Source organism: Paenibacillus tianjinensis, from assembly GCF_017086365.1.
GTDB classification, from domain to species: domain Bacteria; phylum Bacillota; class Bacilli; order Paenibacillales; family Paenibacillaceae; genus Paenibacillus_AQ; species Paenibacillus_AQ tianjinensis.
Window position 1 is genome coordinate 380582 of sequence record NZ_CP070969.1, and the last position, 23324, is coordinate 403905.

Consider the following 23324-nt stretch of genomic DNA (forward strand, 5'->3'; position numbering starts at 1 on the left):
TAATGTGTATCAATCAAGGAGGCGTTGTTGTCAGTATAGGACTTTACTCTAATCCTATTGTAAATGACCAAGCTGATAGCAGCCTTAAATTTAATTAAATAATACCTTAAATTTTACTCTGAACTGACAGTGGGTTGACAGACCTTCCGTATACTCAAGAAATGGCTAATTACTTGCATGTTTATGCATGATATAGCAAATTTGCGCATATGGGGAGTGTTCAAAAGTTGAGAGTTACAGCCAGAGGTAAAAGCTTGTTATCCGGTTTGATTGCAAGCAGTCTTATGCTTGGGGTCATGGTTCCTGGAGGATACGCCCAGGAAATATCGCCGGATATACAGCAGACATCATCCGAGCTTGTGCCGGTCTTGAACGAAGTAATGCAACCGGAAGCACATTACACTACGGAATCGGTTACAGCCGCCGTCTATGCTGCACCAGCCCAGGCGGGAGCCCTGCTCATTACAGAGCTTGTTCCGGACACGAAAAACATAGGCAGCGCCGATGGTTATGAATTCGTGGAGGTCTACAATAATACTGATGCTCCGGTTAATTTCAAGGATTACTACTTCTATTATTACGGCAGGGATACTTGGACTACGGGCGGAGATGCGGTTATTCCGGCCCGCGGAAATATTGTGTTCTGGATTATGAACGGGTCCAACCAGGAGGCGACTGCGGAGAGTTTCATCGCTAACTTTACCCCTGCAGCTTCCCTGCAGGAGGGAGTGAACCTCTTCCGGATTAGCGGAGGCGGTGGCATGGCGAACACGTCCGCCCGCAACCTGCAAATCAAAAGTAAATCCGGTGATACGCTGATTAGTTCTGCTTCCTACACCAAGGATCAGGTGAAAGAGAATAACGGGATTGTCTACCAGTATCCGGAAACCGGGGGTTCGGAAATGGTGCTGATGGCCGAAGCCGGTACGACCCCAGCCACACCGGGAACCGTAACAGCTGCGCAGGTGCCTGTCCCGGTACCGGTCGATAAGACACCAGAGATTATCCATACTCCGGTGGCCAGTACCGATCCGGCGGATCTCGTCATTCATGCGACTGTTACCCATCTGCCGCAGGAAACGCCTCCCGCAGTGGAACTGCTGTACCGTACCTCTTCGCAGCTACGGGATACGGTTATCACTATGACTCCGGCAGGCGGTGGGGAATATTCCGCTGTCATTCCGGTAGCGGCGCTGGAAGAACCGGTGCTGAACTACAGCATCCGGGTGAAGAATGTCACCGAGAGCTATTCGGTACACGTGAATCTGCCGGAATTTAATCCTGAGGCGGTACCGCCTCTGCTCGTCACGGAGCTGCTGCCGAACTCCACCAACGTAGCAGGAAACTCCAGCGACGCCTTTGAGTTTATTGAAGTCTACAACAATACGGACCAGCCGCTGGATTTCAAGAACTACAAGCTGTTCTACCGCTATACCGACAAAGGCCCTTCGGCAGATGTGAAGTGGCCGTCCACCCAGGAGAGTTTCCTGATTCCGGCGCAGCAGTCGGTAGTCTTCTGGGTCATTAACAGTGCTAATGCCGGTTATAAGGCAAGCGACTTTAATGCGGCTTTTAATACAAGTCTGGTAGAGGGCACGAATCTCTTCCTCATCAAAAGTGACGGTATGGCCAACTCCGGCCGCCGGGCAATTGTCATCAAGAGCAATACGGAGAAGGAAATTTCCGCAGCTTATTATGATGCTGATACCATATATAATGGCGGGACTAAAGGCGACGAAACCAAGGAAAACAAAGCGCTGCTATATAAATATCCCGCGAATGGCTCCAGCAAAATGCTGAAGATCAGCTCTGGGGCGGCTGCTCCGTCCCCGGGCACTACGGAGCCAGCACAGGTTCCTGGCATACCGGTTCATATCGAGCCGGATAACGAAGCGCCTACAGTGAATGACCTCACCGGGGTAACCGAAGTGGATCAATCGGCAAGCCTTGATCTTAAGGCATTTGCCGATGACAATAAGGAAATTACATCTGTGGAAGTGAGAGTGGCCTCGGACAAGCATCCGGACTATGTTAGCCATAACCTGGCCCAGGACTTCAATGATAACCTGTACCATTTCAAATTAACCTCGGCTGATTTGATCGGCAGAAATGAGATCCGGTATTATTTTGTAGTTTCGGACGGAGCCCATGAGACGGAAACACAAGAAATGAAGGTGGCTGTCACCGGCGGCCCGGATCAGTCGGCGCTGCGTTTGAATGTTAAGGATAAGGCGCTGCTGCATGGTGCCGTTACCGTGAAGGGGACCTCCGCCAGTGCTTCTGCCGCTGAGCTGGGCTTAAGCATTGACGGCAAGATGATAGAATCCCAGCAGACGTATAGCTCGCTAGAGAATGATGCTTATTTTGTATTTGAAGCGAAGAATGTGGATTACTATTTCAAAAACGCCGTTACAATGGGGCCCGAGGAATTAGGGGATAAGAGCATTCTGTATACATTCATGGACCCTATTACCTCTTATACAACACTGTCCTTCCCAATTTCTGCTGACAGACTGCAAGCCGGTGTAGACAATGTGATCTACATCCGTGCAGGCTCTAAATCCTCTCCGTTTGATCCGCGGCCGGAAGAGAACAAAGACGACTTCGAGGTCAAGAATGTCCGTCTATTGTTGGCTGACGGAACGGAGATATGGGATCCTTCTTACAGCGGGCGGGATAAAGAAATCAAGATGGGCGACAGTACGGGCAAGCTGCCTTCCATTGGCTTCCGCTTTGAACTGAAGCCGGAGCTGCTGCGTTCCAAAACCTTTAATTGGGATACGACAACAGTGCAGGACGGGCCTCACACGCTTGCGCTTGAATTGGGGTCGGGGCAAGTGAAGTCCAAGGTCATTGTGGACAATACCGCTCCGTCTATCCAGCCGAACCTTAAAGACGGACAGACCTATCGCGGCATTTTCGAGATTAACGCCGCCATCGATGATGTGTACGCCGGTGTGGATCAGGTCAGCGTGAAGCTGGATGACAAGCAGATTGAACTGCCTTATGTCACCTCATCCGGGAAGCTTGCGGGGGGAACCCATCATCTGTCCATCACTGCGGCAGATAAGGCCGGAAATAAGGCAGAGAAGCAGATTGCATTCGAGGTTCCTGAAGAGAACCCGCTTGCGCCGCAGCTGGTTGCACCCGCCAATGGGGCAAGCAGCATCGGCACTAACCCGGGCCTGGCCGTCAAGGTAGAAGACCCGACGGGTGACAAGCTGAACGTTAAGTTCTATCAAGGGTACAAGTATGATGCCAACCATCCGGAGCAAGGCTTCGCTGGCTTTAAGAATGCTTCCGACACAGAGCCGCCTAAGCAGCCGGTTCCTGCCGGTGAACAGGCGCTCACTGCTGAAGAGTATAGCAAAATCAGTTCCGTTGACGGGAATTATCTGGTCAATGATGCGGTGGAGCAGTTCCCGTATCAGCGTTATGAAATCAAATTGGATGAATCCGTAAAGGCTGCAGACCGTGTGGACCTTGAATGGAAGGGTAACTCTCTGCCGGGCCGGAAGGTCAGTCTGTATGCCTGGAGCCCTGCGCTGCAAAACTGGGCCCTGCTGGATCACAAGATTGCGGCTGCGGAAGACTTTGAACTCAAAGCTACGGTAGCCGCCGGAGAATATGCCGAAGGCGGCAAGATTGCCGTTATGGTGCAGGATGAGATCTCTGCTGCGCCGGCAGCAACGGTTACTCAGGACACGTATGATTTCTCTTTTGTATGGATGTCCGATACCCAGTATTATTCGCAGAGTTACCCTTACATTTACCGTAAAAATGTACAGTGGATTGCCGACAACAAAGACAGCCTGAACCTTAAATATGTTATTCACACCGGCGATGTGGTCGATAAATCCTATCAGGAATATGAATGGCAAGAAGCCGACATGGACATGAAGGTGCTGGAGGATGCAGGAATTCCTTACGGCGTGCTTGCGGGTAATCATGATGTTGGTCACCAGAACGGCGATTATACGAAATTCTGGGAATATTTTGGCGAATGGCGTTTCAAGAACCTCCCTATTTACGGGGGATCCTACGACAATAACCGCGGGCACTATGATCTCGTTTCTGCGAACGGCAATGATTTCATTATTGTTTATATGGGCTGGGGACTGGCTGACCAGGAAATTCAGTGGATGAACGCGGTAGTTGCCCGTTATCCTGAGCGCAAAGCGATTCTGTGCCTGCATGAATACATGCTCGTATCCAACAACCGCGCACCAATCGCCGATAAGATTTTTGAAGAGGTAGTGAAGCCGAATAAGAACGTATTTGCAGCGTTGTCCGGACACTATCATGATGCCGAGCTAAAGGTAGATCAGCTGGATGACAATGGCGACGGCGTTGCCGACCGCAATGTGTATCAAATGCTGGCTGATTACCAAGGGGCTGCTGAAGGCGGTCTTGGATATATCCGTCTGCTTCAGTTTGATATAGCGAACAATCAGCTGCATGTGAAGACTTACTCTCCTTACCTGGATGATTATAACTATTACGATAAGGATGAATATCCAGGCAAAGATGAGTTCACGCTTGATCTGGATCTGCAGCCGGTGACCAAGCGTGTGGCGACTGACTATATTGGTGTGAAGGTATACAGTGACCAGGAGATTGCCGCGAAAGCTGGAGTAGCCAGCGGTTCGCAAGTGACGGCAACCTGGAGCAAGCTGAAACCGGATAGCTATTATCAGTGGTATACCAAGGTGGAAGATGAGAATACAGGCAGCGTGCTGTCTGATATCTGGGGATTCTACACTGGAAAAGAGGACGTAACACCGACTCCGACTCCGACGCCAACCCCGGTACCGGAGGTAACGCCGTCACCGGCACCTGCGGTAACCCCGGATCCAATGGTTTCAATCCCGGGTTCGGGCGCAGCAGCGCCGGCCTCAGCTTCACCAAGCCCGACAGCCGGCGCTGCTGCGGGTAAAGGGAGTATCCTGCTGGATAAAGGCAGCGATGGCAGCTATAGCGTAAGCCTGGCCGATTTCCGGAAGGCGGTTCAGGAATCAGCCGAGGCAGAGGTACAGATTCGATTAAACGATGGAGCTGCCGGCCAGGCGGCTATCCAGCTGGTGCTGGATGCTGCAGGGGTGAAGCAGGCCGCAGACAGCGGGAAGGCATTGAAGATTATCGGCTCCGGATTCCAGCTGACGGTTCCGGCTTCATCGCTGCCGGAAATTCCGGCAGGCAGCCATCAGCTGCAGCTGATTATTAATACGGCGCTGACATCGCAGGTTGAGCAGGCAATCCAGACAAGCAGCAGTTCCGCTAACGGGATGAGCCAGCCGAAGGCGGCCGTCACTGTGGAGCTTAGAGCATCTGGCGAAGGCAAGGATACAACGGTTCACCAGCTCAAGGGAAAAGTAACGGTAACCTTGACGCTTACGCCAGCCCAGCTTGCGGCTGTCAACCAGGATTATGCCGGCGTTTATTACATTGACGGAAGCAGCCTGCAGTATATGGGCGGGGTATTTCAGAATAACACCGTCAGCTTTATGACCGATCACTTCTCAACATATGCGGTAATGGAATACCGCAAGCTCTTCAGCGATGTGAGCGGAAACTGGGCAGAGAGCTTTATTACAAAGCTGGCAGCCAAGCACATGATCATGGGTATGGATGAGGACCATTTCGGGCCGCTGACGAATGTAACGCGTGCGGACTTCGCTGTGCTGGCCATGCGTGTTATGGGGCTGGAAGGTGCATCCGTCACTGCGGGGCCTAGTGCTTTTGCCGATGTGCAGGTCGGAGCCTATTATGCCCAGGCTGTAGCGAGGATGTCAGAGCTTGGAATTATGGAAGGCAACGGAGGCAGCTTCCGTCCGAAGGACACGATTACACGCGAAGAAGCGGCACTTGTTCTGAGCAGACTGCTGCAATATAAGAACAGTGCACCATCCCAGAACACTACAGCTGCAGATGTGAAATTCGCAGATGCGGGCAGCATCTCCGCATGGGCAAAGGATGCGGTGGGCGAACTGCAGGCCAAGGGCCTGATCAACGGTAAGAACGGCAACCGGTTTGATCCGCAGGGTAGGATTACGCGGGCGGAAACCGCGAAGCTGGTATACAGTTTACTAGGAAATTAAGCTTGGAGTGTAAGCAGGCCGGAGGAGACTCCGGTCTGCTTTTTGCCGTCTGTATCCTGGGCTGCTGCCGTTCCGTTAAGTTCTGCAGGTTTGTCCGGCGGCTAAACAACGGTATACTAGCATTAGGATGCGAAAAGGCTATGGTGAAAGAACTCCTGAAAAAGAAGGTGAACCGCAGATGAACAAAAAAGTACTGGTCGTTGATGACGAACAGAGCATTTCCAGTGCGATTGCTTACGCGCTGCGGCGTGAAGGTTATGACGTTGATACCGCCGGGGACGGTGAAGAGGCACTTTCCAAGGTGCGGACCTTTCATCCGAATGTGCTGGTGCTGGACGTGATGATGCCGAAGCTGAGCGGATATGATGTGTGCCGCCGGCTGGAAGACCGGGATGATATAGGGATTATTTTGCTGACCGTCAAAAATGATATTGTTGATAAAATCGTGGGGCTTGAGCTCGGTGCAGACGATTACATGACCAAGCCGTTCGAAATCCGTGAACTGCTGGCCCGTGTGAAGGCGCTACTGCGCAGGCTGGAGAAGAAGACGGGCGAAAATACCGGCGAGGTAATCGAATATGGGGCGCTGCGCGTGCATCCCGAACGGCGTTCAGCCGAGCTCGGGGACGGGGAGCTTGAGCTGACGCCGAAGGAGTTTGATCTGCTGCTGCTCCTGCTCTCCCACCCGCAGCGTGTATATATGCGGGAAGAGCTACTGGAGCAGGTATGGGAGATGGACTATGCCGGCGGCACGCGGACGGTGGATATCCACATCCAGCGGCTGCGCAAAAAGCTCGGCGAGCCGTATCAGAATATACTGCAGACGGTTTATGGCGTCGGCTATAAAGCTGTACCGGCCGGGAGCTACACATGAGAGTCAGCATCAAGCTGAAATTCAGCCTGTTTCTGGGGGTCCTGCTCATCCTGGCGATCAGTGTGCTGAGCTATTTCGTGCTGCGCGGCGTAGAGCGCAACGGGCTGACACAGGCGGAGGCTTCGCTCGCCCAGCATGTCAAAACCGTCAATCTGCGGGTGAAGCAGACCTACTATACGGGGGTGCGCCTTGAGCCGCAGCAATTTCTGCAGCGGCGCGGACGTGAGCTGGCTGCAGAGCTGGCCGGCTTTACCGGCCTTGAGGTCACGCTGTACGATGCGCAGGGCGAGCAGGTGGGAAGCTCGGTGCAGCGTGAGCCTGCACAGGTCAGCGCCGGTGCCGCCGCTGCGCTGGCCTATGCGCTGCAGAACAAGATCGCCTACCAGAATGCAGGCGACAAGCTGCTCTACCTGGCTCCGCTTCAAGGCCCGGAGGGGCAGATGGGTGTAGTGCAGCTGCAATACTCGCTGAAGAGTTCGCTGAGCTTCCAGCAGACACTCCGCAATCTGTTCCTTACGACCGGAGCCGCAGTGCTCCTGCTAAGCTTCATTACCGGCTATCTGTATTTCAACCGTGCAGCATCAGCGATCAGCCGCTTGAAGAAGGCGGCGGAGTCGATACGCCGGACGGAATACATCTCCGCCCCGCCGCTTACGCGGAAGGATGAGCTGGGTGAGCTGGCGGACGGGATTTATTTTATGAGCAGGGAAATTGAGAGCAGTATTGCCGCAAAAGATGAGGAGCAGCACAAATTGCAGCTTGCCGTGACGAAGCTCCAGGCGCTGGAGCAGCAGCAGAAGCAGTATATCGGCAATATCAGCCATGAGTTCAAGACACCGCTGACCTCGATTAAGGCATATGTGGACCTGCTGAACATGTATGACGATGATCCCAAGCTGCTGCTGGAGGCTAAGACTAATATCGCCAAAGAAACGGACCGGCTGTATGAGATGGTGGATAAGGTGCTGCAGCTGACCGCGCTGGAGAAATATGATTTCGAATCGCAGGCGGAGCTGTTTGAGGTAGCCGAAGGGCTGCGGGATATCTGCGGCCGGATGAACGGCAAGGCGGAGCGGTTTGGCCTGACGATTACGCTGGAGGCGGAGCCTGCGCACATCTGGATCGACAAAGAGAGCTTCATGCATATCTTCATCAACCTGATCGATAATGCCATCAAATATAATGTCCCGCAGGGGGCGGTCCATCTTCGCAGTGAGGTCCGGGGAGGCCGGGTGTGGATCACGATCAGCGATACCGGCATCGGCATCCCGGCGGAAGCGCGGGACAAGATCTTCGAGCCGTTCTATACAGTAAACCGTGACCGCTCCCGGGCGTCAGGAGGAACCGGTCTTGGGCTGTCCCTTGTGCGCAATCTCGTAGAGAAGCAGAACGGCAGCATTGCTTTGCTGGAGACAGAGGGCGAAGGCTCGGTGTTCCAGCTTTCTTTTCCGGTAGTGGTGTAAGTCTTAGTAAGGTTTACAAGTTGGAAACATTATGCAGTATTTTGGAAATACTTTTTCGGTAGGCTTGGAGCATGGGAGCAACAACACTGTAGGGGGAGGTAATGATGATTATACTCACAGGCGGCAGGCTCAGCAGGGCGGGGCTGATGGTGCTGGGCACAGCACTTGTGCTGAATTTGGCAGCATGCAGTTCTGGAAATACAGAGCCGCGGAAGGTCGTTGACAAGTCGGGTACTCAAATTACGGTAATGGATAATACCAGCGAATCTGTATACACCAAGCTGAAGCTTGCGGGCATCGACAAGGTCGAAGGTGTTCGCGGCATGGACTGGGTTAATGAGGACGTCATTGCGGTGGACAAAGAGAACCGGAATCTGGCCCCGCAGAGGATTGAAGGCACGGAGCGCTATCCGCATAATCTTTATTTGCATACCCTTTCCTCCGGGGAAGAAACCCCGCTAGTGGAAGGGGACAAGAACTATGGCGCTGTCCAGCTGTCTCCTGATAAGAAGTATCTCCTGTACAAAGAGGCGGAGGATGTGGTAGGTCTCGGGTACATTATGAATCTTGCCACAGGCGCTTCCGTCAAGGTGGATGAAGCTCCGTTCCGGATGGAAGAAGGCGGGTGGGCAGACGACGGGCATGTGATTTATCCCAGTATGGACGGGACTGTATACAGCGTAGATGTACAGGGAAATAAAGAGACGGTGGTGAAGCCCGGCGAGCCGTATGTCCATGAGCTGGGGCAGTCGGGGAATATCATCTACTATGTGACCGGTGAGGAGATGCAGCTGAACGCCTACGATACTGAGACCAAGCAGTCCAAGGCTCTGAAGAAAAATGTGGTCTGGGCCATTCCGTCCCCCGACGGCAGCAAGCTGGCCATTGTGAAGCGGACCCAGCCGGGCGAAATGGTGCTGGTGCTCTGTGACAGTGAAGGCAATGAGCAGTCGGAGCTGGCCTCTGGCCAGCAGGTTTTCGGAACCAGCTGGTCGCCGGACGGCAGCAAGCTGGCATATTCGTTAATCGCTGAGAATGCCGCAGATGACCAGAACGGAGTGTTCATCACCACACTTGAGACCGGGGAGCAGACCCCGCTGCTTGGAGATATTGAGATTGCCGACCAGCTGCGCTGGAGTCCTTCCGGCAAGAAGCTGCTGGCTTCGTCAGCCGTGCTGAAGGATAACGCTTATCAGATCACGACTTATGTGATTAGGCTGTCATAGCGCATAAAAAAGAACGCCCGGGGGATTGGTCAAGACCCCATTTAGTAGACATTGAAAAAAGACCTAGGCTACAAGCTGATTCCTGTACTCAACAGGAGTCAGCTTGTTTAGTTTTCGTTGTGCTCTATCTTCATTGTAAAAACGTATATACTCCTCAATTCTTCTTTGTGCCTCAGCGATACTTCGTATATCATAAGGGTAGAGTGCTTCGACTTTAAGATGAGAGAAGAAGCTCTCGATGGAGGCATTGTCATAACAATTTCCTCGGCGTGACATGCTGATTTGGGCGCCAACCTGTGGCAGCATGTCGTGGTATGCATGGGACGTGTACTGGCATCCCTGGTCGCTGTGAACGATCAGTCCAGTCACGTCTTTATGTGTTTCAAAGGCCTTTCTAAACGTCTCTAATACAAGTGGATTGTCGTTACATCTGCTAATGTGGTATCCGACGATCTCGTTATTCCACAAATCCTTGATGGCTGATAAGTAAATTTTCTCATCGAATACCCGATATTGTGTAACATCCGTTACCCATTTCTGGTTGGGTTTATCCGCTTTGAAATTTCTTTTCAGTAGATTCTCTGCGACTCTTCCATCCGAAACTGCTGCCTCATAGGTTGTTCTATGGACGTACTTACGGCGTATAATCGCCTTAATACGAAGCTCCTGCATGAGTCGTAAAACCTTCTTGTGATTCACGACAAGGTGATATTGGCGGTATAACTCATCCTGTATCCGACGGTATCCTACCGTCTTGTCCCGTTGCTCGTATATGGCTTTGATCTTACGTTTCAACTCTTGGTCTGGATCCTTTTCCTTGCGCTTCAGATAAGCATAGTAACCGCTTCTGTGGACCCCTAAATATCCACAGAGTTCCTTTACGGTCTGCTTATGCTTCAGTTCGTCGATGACAACATATCTATCCTTCAACCCTCCCGATTCAAGATTTGTAACCACTTTTTTAGAACGTCTACCTCCAACTGTAAACGACGTAGTTCTCGCTCTTGCTCTGTTTCAGACCTGTGCGGATCTCCACGTCTATCCTGAAAAGAGTCTTTTCCCTTTGCCCGATACTTCCTCACCCAGACACTGACACGCTTCCTGTCATTAATATCCAGGTGTTCTGTAATCTTTCTGCAGCACCATCCTTCCTCCATAAACAGTCGAACAGCTTCTACTTTCACAGACTCAGGATAATGCTTAAACTTCTGACCTTTCTTAGCTGGCATAAAAATGCACCCCCTAGAATTACATCGGATTTACCCTGGGGTTTTTCCAATGTCTATTCTAAGGGGTGCACTTCAGATAGCAGCTGCTCATTTCCCGGGCGTTTATTCATGTTGTCATTGAGGGGTTAGCTGGCCCAGCTGGTTCAAAAGCTCGTTAATCTGGCTGATCGTAGCAGGAATTCCTGTCGATTCGAAGGCTGCTTTGCCTTCTTCCAGATTCGTTGCAGCCTGATCCAGACCTTGCTGGAGCTTCTCGTTGTAGCTCACAATGGATTGATGCAGATCTGCTGCATACTCCGGAACCTGAAGATTGGCATACCCGGAAATCTGTTCCTTCAGAGCAGCCAGCCTTTCTATCAATGCCTCCTTAGCCTGCGGGTCTGCTGCTGCATCGGCAGCCAGCGAATCCATTTCCTGCCCGAACTCCGTCAGCGTCTGCATGTAAGAAGCTGTATCGGCGGTGAAACTGACGCTATTCCCTACCTTTTCCGCAAACCCGCAGCCCGGTACAATCAGCAGGATGAACAGCAGCAGACTTAGACTGTATTTCTTCATTCGCTTCACTCCTCTCTGAGTTATCGTTTGTGCCAGGTTTACTCTAGTTCATACGGCAGTATACAGAGCGGGTTGCGGAAAATTAACTGTTTTCTAAATTCATACTTGACAGGTGGGTTTAAGGGGGTATATGATTACACCAATAGTTCACCACTAATTAAATGAACAGTGAAATAATTACCTGAGCCGATTGGACCGCCAAAGGCTCCCGCATTACTACCCTATGAAGGGAGTATGCCGGGAGCCTTTTTTTGTTGGCTGATGGAGGAGGGCAGGAAGCGCATGACAGATGAAAAGTGGGAGCGCCTGGAGGAGGCCGACTGGCTCTTCCGCAAGATGGTAAGGAGATTCGTGAAGGAGCGTGACCGGGTGAATGTGGAGGGTATTGCCCTGCCGGGCATGCTGATCCTGAACAAGATTATCCGCGAGGGCGAGCAGCGGCTCGGCGATCTGGCAGAGCAGCTCGATTTCACCTCCGGCGCCATTACGGCACTGAGCGACAAGCTGGAAAAGGGCGGGTACACGGTACGCCGGCGGAAGGAAGATGACCGCAGGACGGTACTGCTGGATATTACGGCAAAAGGACGGGAGCTGGTTAAGCGCAACAGCAATGTGGGAGCCCGATGTATCACGCTTCTGTTCGAGGGTTTCACGGAGGAGGAGCTTGCGCAGCAGAGCCGTTTCTATGAACGGATGATCGGGAATCTGGAAGGATTCTCAGACACCCTGCTGGAGCTGGCCCGGCAGAATGCCGAAGCCGCTGCCACCCGCCCTGAACAGAAGCCGCGGAAAACCGCGTTAGAGAACAAGTATCTTAGCTACTAAAAAATAACGAGCTCACAAAAAAATTTGCGTATGCTTCCGGAGCGATTTTTTGTTCGAAGCTTATTCAAGAAGTGTATCCTCACAAAAAATTTAGCGTATGCTTCCGATGCGAGTTTTGTACGAAGCTAATTCAATGTAGAACACCTAACAAAACTTTGAGGAGAGATAATCATGGGACACTCAACAATTTATCCGACAGGCGCTACAGTGTATAACCCGGCCAAGGCATGGAGCGGCTATACCGTCTATCAGGCAGGCGAAGAAGGCGTTGTACTGATTGACATGAACGGTAAAGAGGTGCATCTGTGGAAGGGCCTGCTCGGCTTCCCGGCCAAAATCCTCCCGGGCGGCTATGTGCTGGGCAGTACAGGACGTAGAGATCCGAAGTTCGGCATTCAGGATAATGTCGATCTGGTGCAGGTCGATTGGGACGGCAATATTGTCTGGAAATTCAACGGCTATGAGCACATCGAGGACCCTGGCTACGAACCGCTGTGGTATGCGCGCCAGCATCATGACTATCAGCGGGAAGGCAATCCGGTAGGCTATTATGCTCCGGGCCTTGAACCTAAGGTGAACAGCGGCAAGACGCTGATTCTGGCCCACAAAAACCTGCACAACCACGAAATCTCCAACAAGGAACTGCTGGATGATACGATTCTCGAAGTGGATTTTGAAGGCAATGTGATCTGGGAATGGGCAGCCAGCGACCATTTTGCGGAGCTTGGATTTGATGAAGCGGCTCGGAATGTACTGTTCCGCGATCCGAATACACGCTCCTTCGGCCATCTGGGCGGTGGAGTAGGCGACTGGCTGCACATCAACTCGGCTTCCTATGTAGGACCGAACAAATTCTACGATAACGGGGATGAACGATTCCACCCGGACAACATCATCTGGGATGCCCGGGAAGCGAACATTATCGCTATTACAGACCGGGCAACAGGCGCGATTGTCTGGCGGCTCGGCCCCGACTATAACCTGCCTGAAGTGAAGCATATCGGCTGGATTATCGGCCAGCATCATGCCCACATCATTCCGAAGGGGCTGCCGGGCGAAGGCAACCTGCTCGTATTCGATAACGGCGGCTGGGGCGGTTACGGTTTACCTAACCCTGCGTCACCCTACGGGCAGAAGAATGCCGTGCGCGACCACTCACGGGTTCTGGAGATTAATCCGGTCACCTTTGAGATCGAATGGCAGTATACCTCGGCAGAAGCCGGATTCTCTGTACCTACCGACTCTTATAAATTCTACAGTCCCTATATCAGCTCGGCCCAGCGCCTCGTGAACGGCAATACACTGATCACGGAGGGTTCAAACGGCAGATTGTTTGAGGTTACGGCAGAGCATGAAATTGTCTGGGAATATATCTCCCCTTATAAAGACGGCAGAAACACCAACATGGTCTACCGCTCCTACCGTGTGCCTTACAGCTGGGTACCGCAGCTTGAGAAACCGCAGGAAACGGAGATTGAGCCCATCGATGTAACCAGCTTCAGAGTACCGGGTGCCGCACCCAAGGGATCAGATTCAGTAGTAAGTGTCGCCACAACCCTGCCGTTCATGGAGGGCGCCGCTTGTGTGGCAACCGCAGAAGAGGGCGTTCTTCAGAAAAAAGGCTAGATCACTAATTAAGCGAAGAGGTGCATCGTTTTGAAAAAATCATGGTACGGTTCAGCATTCCTGCTCTTATCTATATCTCTTGTTGTTATCCTGTCTGGCTGCAGCTCCAAGGGAGATGCGGCTGCCTCTGGAGAGGCTGCGGGCAATCAGCCGAAGACACTGAAGATCAAAATCGCCGACACCAACACTAACCCGGTTTTCCGGGTAGCGGCGGATAAAGGCTTTTTCAAAAAGCATGGCATCGACGCTGAAATCATCACCTTCGCTTCGCCGGCGGAAGGGGTTAACGCACTGTTCATTAAACAGGTGGATGTAGCATACGGTGCAGACTTTCCGGTGCTGAACGCGGTGTCCAAGGGCGGCTATTCGATTATCGCGTCTGCCGGCCAGGCTACCGATCAGGCTGCTGCGGCCTGGAAGCTCTACGTAAGGGACGATATCCAGTCTGCGGCTGATCTGAAGGGCAAGAATCTCAGCTTCATCCGGGGAACATTTATTCCATATCTGTGGGATGAGTACCTGAAGGAGCAGGGGATTGCGCTGAGTGATGTGACGTTAACCGGACAGGGCGGTTTTGACGAAGCTTTTATTGCCCTGAAACAGGGTGACATTGACGCAGCATGGGTGATCGGGTCGGCGCTGGTGGATAAGCTGGCTGCGCTCCAAGGTGTACATGAGCTAAGCGATATGTCCAAAACCCCTGTGCGGCTGGGCATGGGACTTGTGAGCGGAGACGAGTTTGTCAAGGCGAATCCCAAGGGTATCGGTGAATTCCTGGCAGCAGTGGATGAGGCCTCCGCCTACGCCCAGGCCCATCCTGACGAAGTGGCGGATCTTATGTATGCGGAAGTGAAGCAGCCGAAGGAGAATACGCTGAAGGATCTGCCTCTGAATCCTTGGATTATCGGCTTTACCCCTGCTGCTTATGACAGTCTGGCCGGCCAGAAGAAATACATGATTGATGCGGGAATCATCGAGAAGGACTTCGATCTGGAGAGCACGCTGAATCTGGAGCCGCTGAAGCAGGTTCTGCCGGATACAGTGACTTACGGGAAATAGCTTGAACTTGAAATATAACATTTAAGGAAAAGTGGCGGAAGGGAATTTTGGAACTGTAGGAGCGGTGGCAATCTATATAAGCCTCTGCTTCCGAAGCAAGTTTTGAACGAAGCTAAGCCAGGAAGCAACGCTCACAAAACTTTTAGGAGGTGTCCAAATGTCTACACTAGTGAGTCAGAGCCAGCACACCATTCAGATTGAGAAGCTCCGGAAAAGCTATAGTGAGCAGACAGCCGGAGACGTTCATTACATTATCAAAGATGTGAATCTTGTGATCAGAGGCGGCGAATTCTTCGTTCTGCTCGGCCCGAGCGGCTGCGGGAAATCGACACTGCTGAATATGATCGCGGGGTTTGTCTCCAAATCCGGGGGCAATCTGAAGGTGGATAATGTTGAGATCGACAGACCGGGCAGAGACCGTGCGGTGGTGTTCCAGCAGGCGGATTCCTCCCTGTTCCCATGGCTGACCGTTCGTGAGAACGTGGAATTCGGACTCAGGATGAAGAAGACGCCCAAAGCGGAACGCCGCAGGATATCTGACCGCTACATCGGACTTGTCGGGCTGAACGGGCATGAGGAGAAGTTCCCGAAGGAATTGTCCGGAGGCATGAAGCAGCGGGTGCAGCTGGCCCGAGTACTGGCGAATGATCCGGCGATTCTTCTGATGGATGAACCCTTCGGCGCCCTGGATGCGATGACCCGGCGGACGATGCAGAAGGAGCTGGTCAACATCTGGCGGGAAACGCATAAGACGGTTATTTTCGTAACGCATGATATTCAGGAGGCTTTGCTGCTGGGAGAGCGAATTGGCATTATGTCCGTTGGTCCTTCATCCAACATTACTGATATTTATGACAATGCGCTGCCGTTTCCGCGGGATGTGGCCTCACCGGAATTCTACTCGCTCTATAACCAAATTCAAGGACATTTCGAAGAATAGGATAAGGGGGTGACACCTGATGAAATGGGTGGAGAAAAAATGGGTCTCCGTCTCCCTGCTGTGGATTGTCGCGCTCGGCATCTGGCAGCTGGGCGCCGCAATATACGGGCCTGATGTGATCCCCGGTCCGTGGGCTACGCTAAAAGGCGGGCGGGAGCTGGTGAGCGACGGCACCCTGATGCAGTATATCGGAATCAGCTTTTACCGGGTGCTGGTAGGCTGGGTGCTGGGCAGTCTGCTGGCAATTCCGGTCGGGCTGATCATCGGGAAGGTGAATATCATCCGGATTTTTGCCGAGCCGTTTCTGAATTTTATCCGTTTTATTCCGCCGATCGCCTTCATCACCCTGTTCCTGGTCTGGTTCGGCATCGGCGAGCAGTCAAAAATCGCTCTGATCCTGTACGCGACCTTCTTCATCGTGGTGCTGAATACGCTGACCGGCGTAATGTCGGTGGAGGAGGACAAAATCCGTTCCGCCCGCAGCATGGGGGCCAGTGAATGGCAGATCCTGCTGCATGTGATTGTTCCGGCGACAACGCCTTATATTTTCACCGGGATACGGCTGGCGATGGGGACCTCCTACATGGCAATTATCGGCGCCGAGATGATTGCCTCGAACGAAGGCGTGGGCTATCTGATCTGGAACTCCCGCCTGTTCTTCCGCACGGACTGGATTTTTGTGGGGCTGTTCTGTCTGGGCTTTATGGGCTTCTTCACCGACCGGCTGTTCGGCTGGTTCGGCCGCAAGGTGCTGTACCGCTATGGTGTAGTCAGTGTGGCGGCGCGGAAGCGCTAGCTGGTTGAAGAACAGGTATATATTTTCTTATAGTAGAATATCTGTATTAAAAAGCTGCCGAGAAAATCTCGACAGCTTTTTGCAATCCGGGTAGATCATATTTGAGCAAAGGTTCATAACCATCTTAAATTATTTTTTTGTATCGATGCTTTTCTGCATGACCCAGCAAATAAAGAAATGCAAAAGCCGGTATTCTCATGATAGGCGTATGACCAAAAAGCCCGAAATCATCACTGTTTTTTGTAATTAATAGTGACGCCGCAGGTCCATCTTTTTGTGACCAGTCTACGATTGCTTCGGTTTCCTTAAGACGAGAATCTTCGCGATATTTCACTTCGATCAGAATTTTGGAACTGGGTAACATAATAACAATATCAATTTCTTTTTGAGTCCCGGAATCCCTGTAGTATCCAACTCGGGGATTAAAATTATAGTAAAATGTACTGATATGTTTATAAACTGCAGATTCTACGATCTTTCCCATTTGATCCGGGTCTTGAAGGACTTCTTCTCCTTTTACAAGTACCGCGTTGCGAATTGCAGGATCGGCTAGATAAACCTTTGGTTTTGAGTTAAGAAGTTTTTTTCCAGTCATTTGTACAGGGTAGCTCATATAAATGAGGTTTGCCAGTTCTAAAAGAGTCATATATTTCACAACTGTTGGTCGCGTAATTCCCATATTACTTGCAATGGTGGTTGCCTCCATGATGTCACCGGTTGTCATACATAGATATAAGAATATTCGTTCCAGCTCATCAATATTTCTAACATTAAATAGAGAAACCATATCCCGCTTCAATACTTTATCTACAACGTCTTCCCTAATGATTCTTTGAGCATAGCTAATGTCGTCAGTCCGGGCAATTTCAGGGAATCCACCAATTAGAAGATAGCGGTGAAAATGTTTTTCTACAGGCTCCAAATCTTTCATAAGCTGTGTTAACTCTGCAGATGTCATCGTACTTAACGATGTGGGTCCTATAGCTTTATCTATTGAAGGAACTGGAATCTCCCTAATTTCCAGATATTCATAAAATGAAAGGGTAGGGATTCTGATTTGTGTCCATCTTCCTACTCCACTCTCCGGCATCTTTTCACTTAGTATAGGACTTGCTGACCCTGTTGCCATGACCCGGTAAGTAGGGAAAGTATCATATATGGTTTTAAGCCATCCATTCCAATCATGTGCATATTGAATTTCATCTAAGAAAAGATAGATGTGCTCATCTATGGCAACATTGTTAATGAAAATTTTTAGGATTTTGTCCATCTCAGACATTTTCAATATTGGGTGATCAAAAGAAACATATATTACATTCTTTTGGGGTACATTCGCATTCAGTAAATCATGAATTGTCTGATACATTATAGTAGATTTCCCAACACGGCGGGGACCGGTCAGAATGACATGGCGACGAATATCAATATGTTCAAAGCTTTGCTTGGCATCGTAGTAAGCGAAACGTTTGGTAGGCTTAGCAAAGTCGTCGGGAACCTTTCCAGTCTCCCACCATTTATTAAAACCTCTGAGCACTTGTAGTATACTTTCCTCCGTTATGAGATCTTTCATTCTATGCACCCGCCCTTATTAGTGGTAATCATATTATACAATATTGACCGAAAAAGTATAATTATACTTTACAAAAGTTGAATTTCTGATGAAGACACTCTACGTTAAGGTCAACTATTATCAATGTGAAGAGGCTTGATGGGACTATTTTGTTTACAAATGTTTCTATTTCACTTAATGCCCGGCAAATACTGGCCCCATATACTTCAGTTGGGCAGCGAATAGCTTGGAACAGAGAGAACGCCCGCAAATAAGAATTTAGGAGTGAACGGGAAATCATGAAAAAGAGATTCAAACAGCAGTTGTCTATGGGTCTGATGTTGTCCTTGCTCGTCCTCTTGCTTGCCGCTTGTTCCAACTCGGAGGCCAAGGCTGATGAAACCGGGAATTCTGCAGGAACGGAGCTGAGCTTAAGCGAAATTGAAGCCGCCGCCAAAACGGAGGGTGCTGTGGTCAGCGTAGGCATGCCGGATTCCTGGGCCAACTGGAAGGATACGTGGACTGATATTACAGGGAAGTATGGAATTACACATACAGATACAGATATGTCGAGCGCAGAGGAAATTGCCAAGTTCGAGGCAGAAAAGGACAAGCCGACAGCCGATATCGGGGATGTTGGGATTGCCTTCGGTCCCGTTGCGGTGGATAAAGGGGTAACCCTGCCATATAAAACCTCCTATTGGGATGAGATTCCCGATTGGGCCAAGGATAAGGACGGAAACTGGATTGTCGGCTATCAGGGAAGCATCGCCTTCCTGACCAACACTAAGCTGGTGGCCGATCCGCCGAAAAGCTGGGAGGACCTGAAGAACGGCAGCTACAAAATCATCGTCGGCGATGTGACGAAAGCCGCGCAGGCGCAGATGGCGGTGCTCGCCGCAGCAATTGCTTTTGGCGGGGATGAGACGAATATTGAGCCGGGAATTGCTTTTTTTGAGGATTTGGCTAAAAAAGGCCGGCTCTCCAATGCCGAAGCTTCACTCGCCAACATCGAGAAGGGCGAAGTGGAAATGACGCTGCTCTGGGATTTCAATGCGCTGAATTACCGGGATCAGATCGGCAAGGACGGCTTTGACGTCGCCATTCCGCAGGAGGGCAGTGTTGTGAGCGGGTATGCGACAATCATCAATAAATGGGCACCCCATCCGAATGCTGCCAAGCTGATCCGCGAGTACATCCTTAGTGATGAGGGCCAGATTAATCTGGCCAAGGGCTACGCCCGGCCGATCCGCGACAGCGTCAAGCTGCCCGAAGATGTAGCGGCTAAGCTGCTGCCGAAAGAGGAATATGTCAACGCTAAGCCGGTCAGCGACTACAAGGCATGGGAAGAAACGGCGAAGAGCATCCCGCAGCTGTGGCAGGAACGTGTGCTTGTGCATTTGAACTAAATGAAGAAGATGAAACAGAGACAACGCGGGGTCATTCTGGCCCTGCTTCCCTTTGTGCTGATGGTGCTCGCTTTTCAGGTAGTCCCCCTGCTGTCCATGCTGACAGGCAGCTTTCGCAGGGAGGACGGAACCGGGTTTACGCTGGGTAATTATCTTCATGCTGTGCAGAGCGCTTACTATATGCAGGCGATCAAGAACAGCCTGCTGATCTCTGTCGCCTCCAGTGTGATCGGTATCGTGGCCGGCCTGCTGTGTGCCTACTGCATCACCCGGTTTACCCCGGCGGTGCGGGATAGGCTGCTGATGCTCTCGAATATGACCTCGAATTTTGCCGGAGTGCCGCTTGCGTTTGCTTATATTATTCTGCTCGGCAACAATGGCGTTTTTACGCTGCTGTTCAAGCAGTGGGGCTGGAGCGTATTCTCGGATTTTAACCTCTACAGCTGGTCCGGACTGATTCTGGTCTATGTCTATTTCCAGATTCCGCTGGCCTTGCTGCTGCTGTATCCGGCTTTTTACGGCATCCGGGAACAGTGGAAGGAAGCGGCTGCTCTGCTCGGAGCAGGCTCCTGGCAATTCTGGAGAACCGTAGGCCTGCCGGTGCTGTCACCGGCAATCTTCGGGACGCTGGGCATCCTCTTCGCTAACGCGATGGGGGCTTACGCGACAGCCTACGCGCTGGTCGGCGGCAACTATAATCTGCTGGCCGTCCGTATCGGCTCACTGGTTGCCGGAGATGTGGTGACCCAGCCGCAGATGGGCAGCACACTGGCTGTTCTGCTGGCTCTGAGTACTCTGCTGGCCGTTTATCTCAATCAGCGGATGGTCCGGCTAACCGAAGGTTTTACCAGCAAACCGCCCCGGAAACGGGCCTGGCGGAGAGAAGCTTCAGCAGGCATACGGGCTGCGGCCCTGGAGGAGGCGGGACAATGAACACACGGCGGAGCGGGCTTGCCCCGCGTACGTTTATGCTGCTGCTCATGGTCTATTTGCTGCTGCCGTTGCTGGCAACGGGGTTGTACGCTTTTGCAGAGAACTGGCAGAACACCCTGCTGCCTGAAGCCTGGACCTTCGGCTGGTTTGGCGAGATGTTTAAGGACATCCGCTTCCTGGAGGCGTTGTGGACTTCGCTGTATCTGTGTCTGATCACTGTAGTCTTGAGCCTCGCGGTCATGCTGCCTTCCGTGTTTGTGATCACGGTTTATTTTCCGCGCTGGGAGAGCTTTATGAAGGGGATTGTTGTTCTGCCTTATGCCGTACCCGGTGTAGTAGCCGCCGTGGGTCTGATCCGAGCGTATTCCTCAGGCCCCCTGAATATTTCGGGAACCGCCTATTTGCTGGTCGGGGCTTATTTTGTGGTCATTCTTCCCTATATGTATCAGGGTATCCGCAACAGCCTGCTGAGCGTATCCGCCGTTGAACTGCTGAATGCCGCTGAACTGCTGGGTGCGCGCCGCCGGAGCGCTTTTGTGAATGTGATTCTGCCGAATATCTGGCCGGGTGTTATCGTATCCGCGCTGCTCTCGTTCTCTGTGCTGTTCGGGGAGTTTGTGCTGACGAATATGCTGGTCGGCGGTCACATTCAGACGATTCAGGTGTATCTGTACAGGCGGGTCGGGGAGAGCGGACATTTGGCCAGCACGATCGCCATTTCTTATTTTGTATTCATTCTTCTGCTGTCGGCGCTGCTGATGCGGCTGGGGACGCTGGGAAAGAGATAGCTCATGTGGAGGAGGGAATGACCGGATGAACGATTACTTGAAGCTTGAGGGGATCCGCAAAAGGTTCGGGGATGCCCAGGTGCTGAATGGGGTGGATCTGAGTGTCGCCGAAGGGGAACTTGTCACGCTGCTCGGTCCGTCCGGCTGCGGAAAAAGCACGCTGCTGCGCTGCATCGCCGGCCTGGCCGAGCTGGATGGCGGCAGCATTGTGCTGGAGCGGCGGGAGCTGACGAGCCTGCCGCCGCGCAGCAGGGATGTGGGCATGGTGTTCCAGTCCTATGCGCTGTTCCCCAATCTGACCGTCAGCCAGAATGTGGAATACGGGATGCGCATGCGCGGGATGGCTCCTGCGGCGCGGCGCAGCCGCTGCCGGGAGCTGCTCGCGATGGTCGATCTTGAAGAGAAGCGCGATATGTATCCGCAATCGCTATCCGGGGGCCAGCAGCAGCGGGTGGCGCTGGCCCGCTCGCTCGCCGTCCAGCCTAAGCTGCTGCTGCTTGACGAGCCGCTCAGCGCACTCGACGCCAAGATCCGCAAGAACCTGCGGGCGGAGATCCGCCAGATCCAGCGGAGGCTGGGGATGACGACGCTGTTCGTTACCCATGACCAGGAAGAGGCGCTCATTCTGTCGGACCGGATCTGCATTATGAACCAGGGCCGGATTGTTCAGGAGGGCTCACCGGAGCAGCTGTATACAGCGCCGCGGACGGAATTTGCCGCCCGGTTCATGGGCAGCTACAATGTGCTGACCCGGGCCGAAGCGCTGACGCTGTTCCGCAGCGTGCGCAGCACAGCGGACAGCTTCGCGATCCGGCCCGAAGCACTTAGGCTGCTGCCGGACGGGGAGAAGCCGGAGGATGACATGGACGGCATGATTGCAGTGAAAGGGACGGTACAGTCTGTGTCTGTGCTCGGCAATATTATCCGGGCTGTCGTGGAGGCGGCGGGAATTTGCCTAACCGTAGATTTACTGAATGACGGACGCTGGCTGCGCGTGCGGGAGGACGAGGCAGTTACCCTTATGCTGGACCCGGCCCAGCTGCTGCAGCTGGAACAGGAGGGAGTCTGACGATGACGGAATCAGCGAATAAGCTTATCGTCGTGGTGCTGGACGGACTGCGGTACGATGCAGCCCGCAAATATATGGGTTACTTGGAGCATCTGGTGGAGCAGGGCCGCATGTCCTGCTGCAGTGTACAGTCCGAGCTGCCCAGTCTCTCGCGGCCTCTGTATGAAGTGCTGCTGACGGGGACGCCGGTGTCGAAGAACGGAATCACCGCCAATCATATTGTCAGAATGAGCCAGGAAGAGAGTGTCTTTCATCTTGCTGTTGCCGCCAATCTGCGCACAGCTGCAGCGGCCTATCACTGGGTCAGCGAGCTGTATAGCTCTGCGCCGTTTGATCCTGTTGCCGACCGCCATCAGCACAATGTCCTGAAGCCAATCCAGCATGGCAGCTTTTACTTTGAGGATCATTATCCGGACAGTCATGTATTCGCCGATGCTGAATATTTACGCACTGCCTATGATCCGCATTTTCTCTATATTCACCCGATGAATATTGATGATGCCGGACACCGCTCCGGCGGGGAGAGTAAGGAGTATGAGCTGGCGGTCCGCAGGGCGGACGGGCTGCTCGCCACACTGCTGCCGAAGTGGACGGAAGAAGGCTATACAGTGATCGTGACGGCAGATCATGGGATGAACGCTAACGGGTGTCATGGCGGCGTAACGCCGGCTGAACGGGTGGTGCCGCTGTACATGTACGGTGTGGAAGGACTGCTGCCAGACAAATCTGCCGGGACGCTGCCCCAGCTGCTGCTCGCCTCGTTAATGTGCCATTGCCTGGGAATCGCACCGTCTAAAGCGATGACCACGGAGGGGCTGCCGCCTTTTGTACCGGCGGCACCTCATCAGGAGGAAGAGCAGGCTGCAAGGTGGTAGCACGGAAATT

General features: G+C 52.4%; 18 protein-coding genes. 14 read left to right on the top strand and 4 right to left on the bottom strand.

Annotated elements, in window-relative coordinates; all coding sequences use genetic code 11:
- Nucleotides 1-227: 227 nt before the first annotated feature.
- From JRJ22_RS01665 to JRJ22_RS01680, 4 genes are all read left to right on the top strand, one after another.
- A complete protein-coding gene (locus JRJ22_RS01665; protein WP_206102865.1) occupies nt 228-6098 on the top strand; it encodes an S-layer homology domain-containing protein in 5871 nt (1956 codons plus the stop codon).
- 178 nt (nt 6099-6276) lie between these two features.
- A complete protein-coding gene (locus tag JRJ22_RS01670; protein ID WP_206102866.1) occupies nt 6277-6972 on the top strand; it encodes a response regulator transcription factor in 696 nt (231 codons plus the stop codon).
- The gene (locus JRJ22_RS01675) at nt 6969-8435 is read left to right on the top strand and encodes a sensor histidine kinase (RefSeq protein WP_206102867.1); all 1467 of its coding nucleotides are present in this window, start codon (nt 6969-6971) and stop codon (nt 8433-8435) included. Before JRJ22_RS01670 ends, JRJ22_RS01675 begins: the two co-directional genes overlap by 4 nt.
- A 101-nt stretch (nt 8436-8536) precedes the next feature.
- Nucleotides 8537-9661 (top strand): TolB family protein, encoded by a 1125-nt coding sequence (locus tag JRJ22_RS01680; protein ID WP_232381003.1) that lies wholly within the window; start codon nt 8537-8539, stop codon nt 9659-9661.
- Between the two features lie 63 nt (nt 9662-9724).
- Here the strand turns inward: JRJ22_RS01680 and JRJ22_RS01685 are convergent, their stop codons facing one another.
- The 3 genes from JRJ22_RS01685 to JRJ22_RS01695 form a co-directional block, all read right to left on the bottom strand.
- The gene (locus tag JRJ22_RS01685) at nt 9725-10591 is read right to left on the bottom strand and encodes an IS3 family transposase (RefSeq protein WP_179088996.1); all 867 of its coding nucleotides are present in this window, start codon (nt 10589-10591) and stop codon (nt 9725-9727) included.
- A complete protein-coding gene (locus JRJ22_RS01690; protein ID WP_076139116.1) occupies nt 10588-10890 on the bottom strand; it encodes a helix-turn-helix domain-containing protein in 303 nt (100 codons plus the stop codon). The genes JRJ22_RS01685 and JRJ22_RS01690 overlap by 4 nt, the downstream gene beginning before the upstream one ends.
- A 114-nt stretch (nt 10891-11004) precedes the next feature.
- Nucleotides 11005-11445 carry a DUF6376 family protein gene (locus JRJ22_RS01695; RefSeq protein ID WP_206102868.1) on the bottom strand — a complete coding sequence of 147 codons (441 nt, stop codon included), beginning with the start codon at nt 11443-11445 and terminating at the stop codon, nt 11005-11007.
- A gap of 282 nt (nt 11446-11727) precedes the next feature.
- Here JRJ22_RS01695 and JRJ22_RS01700 point away from each other — a divergent pair, with 282 nt between their 5' ends.
- The 5 genes from JRJ22_RS01700 to JRJ22_RS01720 all read left to right on the top strand — a co-directional run bounded on the left by JRJ22_RS01700 (nt 11728) and on the right by JRJ22_RS01720 (nt 16691).
- On the top strand, nt 11728-12270 hold the full coding sequence (locus tag JRJ22_RS01700; RefSeq protein WP_206102869.1) for a MarR family winged helix-turn-helix transcriptional regulator: 543 nt from the start codon (nt 11728-11730) through the stop codon (nt 12268-12270).
- A 171-nt stretch (nt 12271-12441) separates the two neighbouring features.
- Complete coding sequence (locus JRJ22_RS01705) at nt 12442-13896, top strand: aryl-sulfate sulfotransferase (protein ID WP_206102870.1); 1455 nt, start codon at nt 12442-12444, stop codon at nt 13894-13896.
- A 30-nt stretch (nt 13897-13926) separates the two neighbouring features.
- Complete coding sequence (locus JRJ22_RS01710; protein ID WP_206102871.1) at nt 13927-14955, top strand: ABC transporter substrate-binding protein; 1029 nt, start codon at nt 13927-13929, stop codon at nt 14953-14955.
- 157 nt (nt 14956-15112) lie between these two features.
- A complete protein-coding gene (locus JRJ22_RS01715; protein WP_206102872.1) occupies nt 15113-15895 on the top strand; it encodes an ABC transporter ATP-binding protein in 783 nt (260 codons plus the stop codon).
- 19 nt (nt 15896-15914) lie between these two features.
- On the top strand, nt 15915-16691 hold the full coding sequence (locus JRJ22_RS01720; RefSeq protein ID WP_206102873.1) for an ABC transporter permease: 777 nt from the start codon (nt 15915-15917) through the stop codon (nt 16689-16691).
- Between the two features lie 124 nt (nt 16692-16815).
- On the opposite strand, the gene JRJ22_RS01725 is transcribed toward JRJ22_RS01720, so the two are convergent.
- Nucleotides 16816-18261 (bottom strand): ATP-binding protein, encoded by a 1446-nt coding sequence (locus JRJ22_RS01725; protein WP_206102874.1) that lies wholly within the window; start codon nt 18259-18261, stop codon nt 16816-16818.
- Nucleotides 18262-18539: 278 nt separating this feature from the next.
- On the opposite strand from JRJ22_RS01725, the gene JRJ22_RS01730 reads away from it, so the two are divergent.
- Genes JRJ22_RS01730 through JRJ22_RS01750 form a run of 5 tightly spaced genes read left to right on the top strand, consistent with a single transcriptional unit; the run spans nt 18540 to nt 23314 of the window.
- Entirely contained in the window at nt 18540-19649 is a 1110-nt protein-coding gene (locus JRJ22_RS01730; protein WP_206102875.1) for an ABC transporter substrate-binding protein, read from the top strand.
- A 9-nt stretch (nt 19650-19658) separates the two neighbouring features.
- Nucleotides 19659-20582 carry an ABC transporter permease gene (locus JRJ22_RS01735; protein ID WP_232381147.1) on the top strand — a complete coding sequence of 308 codons (924 nt, stop codon included), beginning with the start codon at nt 19659-19661 and terminating at the stop codon, nt 20580-20582.
- Nucleotides 20579-21370 (top strand): ABC transporter permease, encoded by a 792-nt coding sequence (locus JRJ22_RS01740; RefSeq protein WP_206102876.1) that lies wholly within the window; start codon nt 20579-20581, stop codon nt 21368-21370. Before JRJ22_RS01735 ends, JRJ22_RS01740 begins: the two co-directional genes overlap by 4 nt.
- 25 nt (nt 21371-21395) lie before the next feature.
- The gene (locus JRJ22_RS01745) at nt 21396-22439 is read left to right on the top strand and encodes an ABC transporter ATP-binding protein (RefSeq protein WP_206102877.1); all 1044 of its coding nucleotides are present in this window, start codon (nt 21396-21398) and stop codon (nt 22437-22439) included.
- Between the two features lie 2 nt (nt 22440-22441).
- Entirely contained in the window at nt 22442-23314 is an 873-nt protein-coding gene (locus tag JRJ22_RS01750) for an alkaline phosphatase family protein (protein WP_206102878.1), read from the top strand.
- The last annotated feature ends 10 nt before the right edge of the window (nt 23315-23324 follow it).

What these genes read in the sequence shown, in the direction of transcription:
- JRJ22_RS01670 (WP_206102866.1), top strand. Translation starts at nt 6,277, where the DNA reads ATGAACAAAAAAGTACTGGTCGTTGATGACGAACAGAGCATTTCCAGT.
- JRJ22_RS01675 (WP_206102867.1), top strand. Translation starts at nt 6,969, where the DNA reads ATGAGAGTCAGCATCAAGCTGAAATTCAGCCTGTTTCTGGGGGTCCTG.
- JRJ22_RS01680 (WP_232381003.1), top strand. Translation starts at nt 8,537, where the DNA reads ATGATGATTATACTCACAGGCGGCAGGCTCAGCAGGGCGGGGCTGATG.
- JRJ22_RS01690 (WP_076139116.1), bottom strand. Translation starts at nt 10,890, where the DNA reads ATGCCAGCTAAGAAAGGTCAGAAGTTTAAGCATTATCCTGAGTCTGTG.
- JRJ22_RS01695 (WP_206102868.1), bottom strand. Translation starts at nt 11,445, where the DNA reads ATGAAGAAATACAGTCTAAGTCTGCTGCTGTTCATCCTGCTGATTGTA.
- JRJ22_RS01700 (WP_206102869.1), top strand. Translation starts at nt 11,728, where the DNA reads ATGACAGATGAAAAGTGGGAGCGCCTGGAGGAGGCCGACTGGCTCTTC.
- JRJ22_RS01705 (WP_206102870.1), top strand. Translation starts at nt 12,442, where the DNA reads ATGGGACACTCAACAATTTATCCGACAGGCGCTACAGTGTATAACCCG.
- JRJ22_RS01715 (WP_206102872.1), top strand. Translation starts at nt 15,113, where the DNA reads ATGTCTACACTAGTGAGTCAGAGCCAGCACACCATTCAGATTGAGAAG.
- JRJ22_RS01720 (WP_206102873.1), top strand. Translation starts at nt 15,915, where the DNA reads ATGAAATGGGTGGAGAAAAAATGGGTCTCCGTCTCCCTGCTGTGGATT.
- JRJ22_RS01725 (WP_206102874.1), bottom strand. Translation starts at nt 18,261, where the DNA reads ATGAAAGATCTCATAACGGAGGAAAGTATACTACAAGTGCTCAGAGGT.
- JRJ22_RS01730 (WP_206102875.1), top strand. Translation starts at nt 18,540, where the DNA reads ATGAAAAAGAGATTCAAACAGCAGTTGTCTATGGGTCTGATGTTGTCC.
- JRJ22_RS01735 (WP_232381147.1), top strand. Translation starts at nt 19,659, where the DNA reads ATGAAACAGAGACAACGCGGGGTCATTCTGGCCCTGCTTCCCTTTGTG.
- JRJ22_RS01740 (WP_206102876.1), top strand. Translation starts at nt 20,579, where the DNA reads ATGAACACACGGCGGAGCGGGCTTGCCCCGCGTACGTTTATGCTGCTG.
- JRJ22_RS01745 (WP_206102877.1), top strand. Translation starts at nt 21,396, where the DNA reads ATGAACGATTACTTGAAGCTTGAGGGGATCCGCAAAAGGTTCGGGGAT.
- JRJ22_RS01750 (WP_206102878.1), top strand. Translation starts at nt 22,442, where the DNA reads ATGACGGAATCAGCGAATAAGCTTATCGTCGTGGTGCTGGACGGACTG.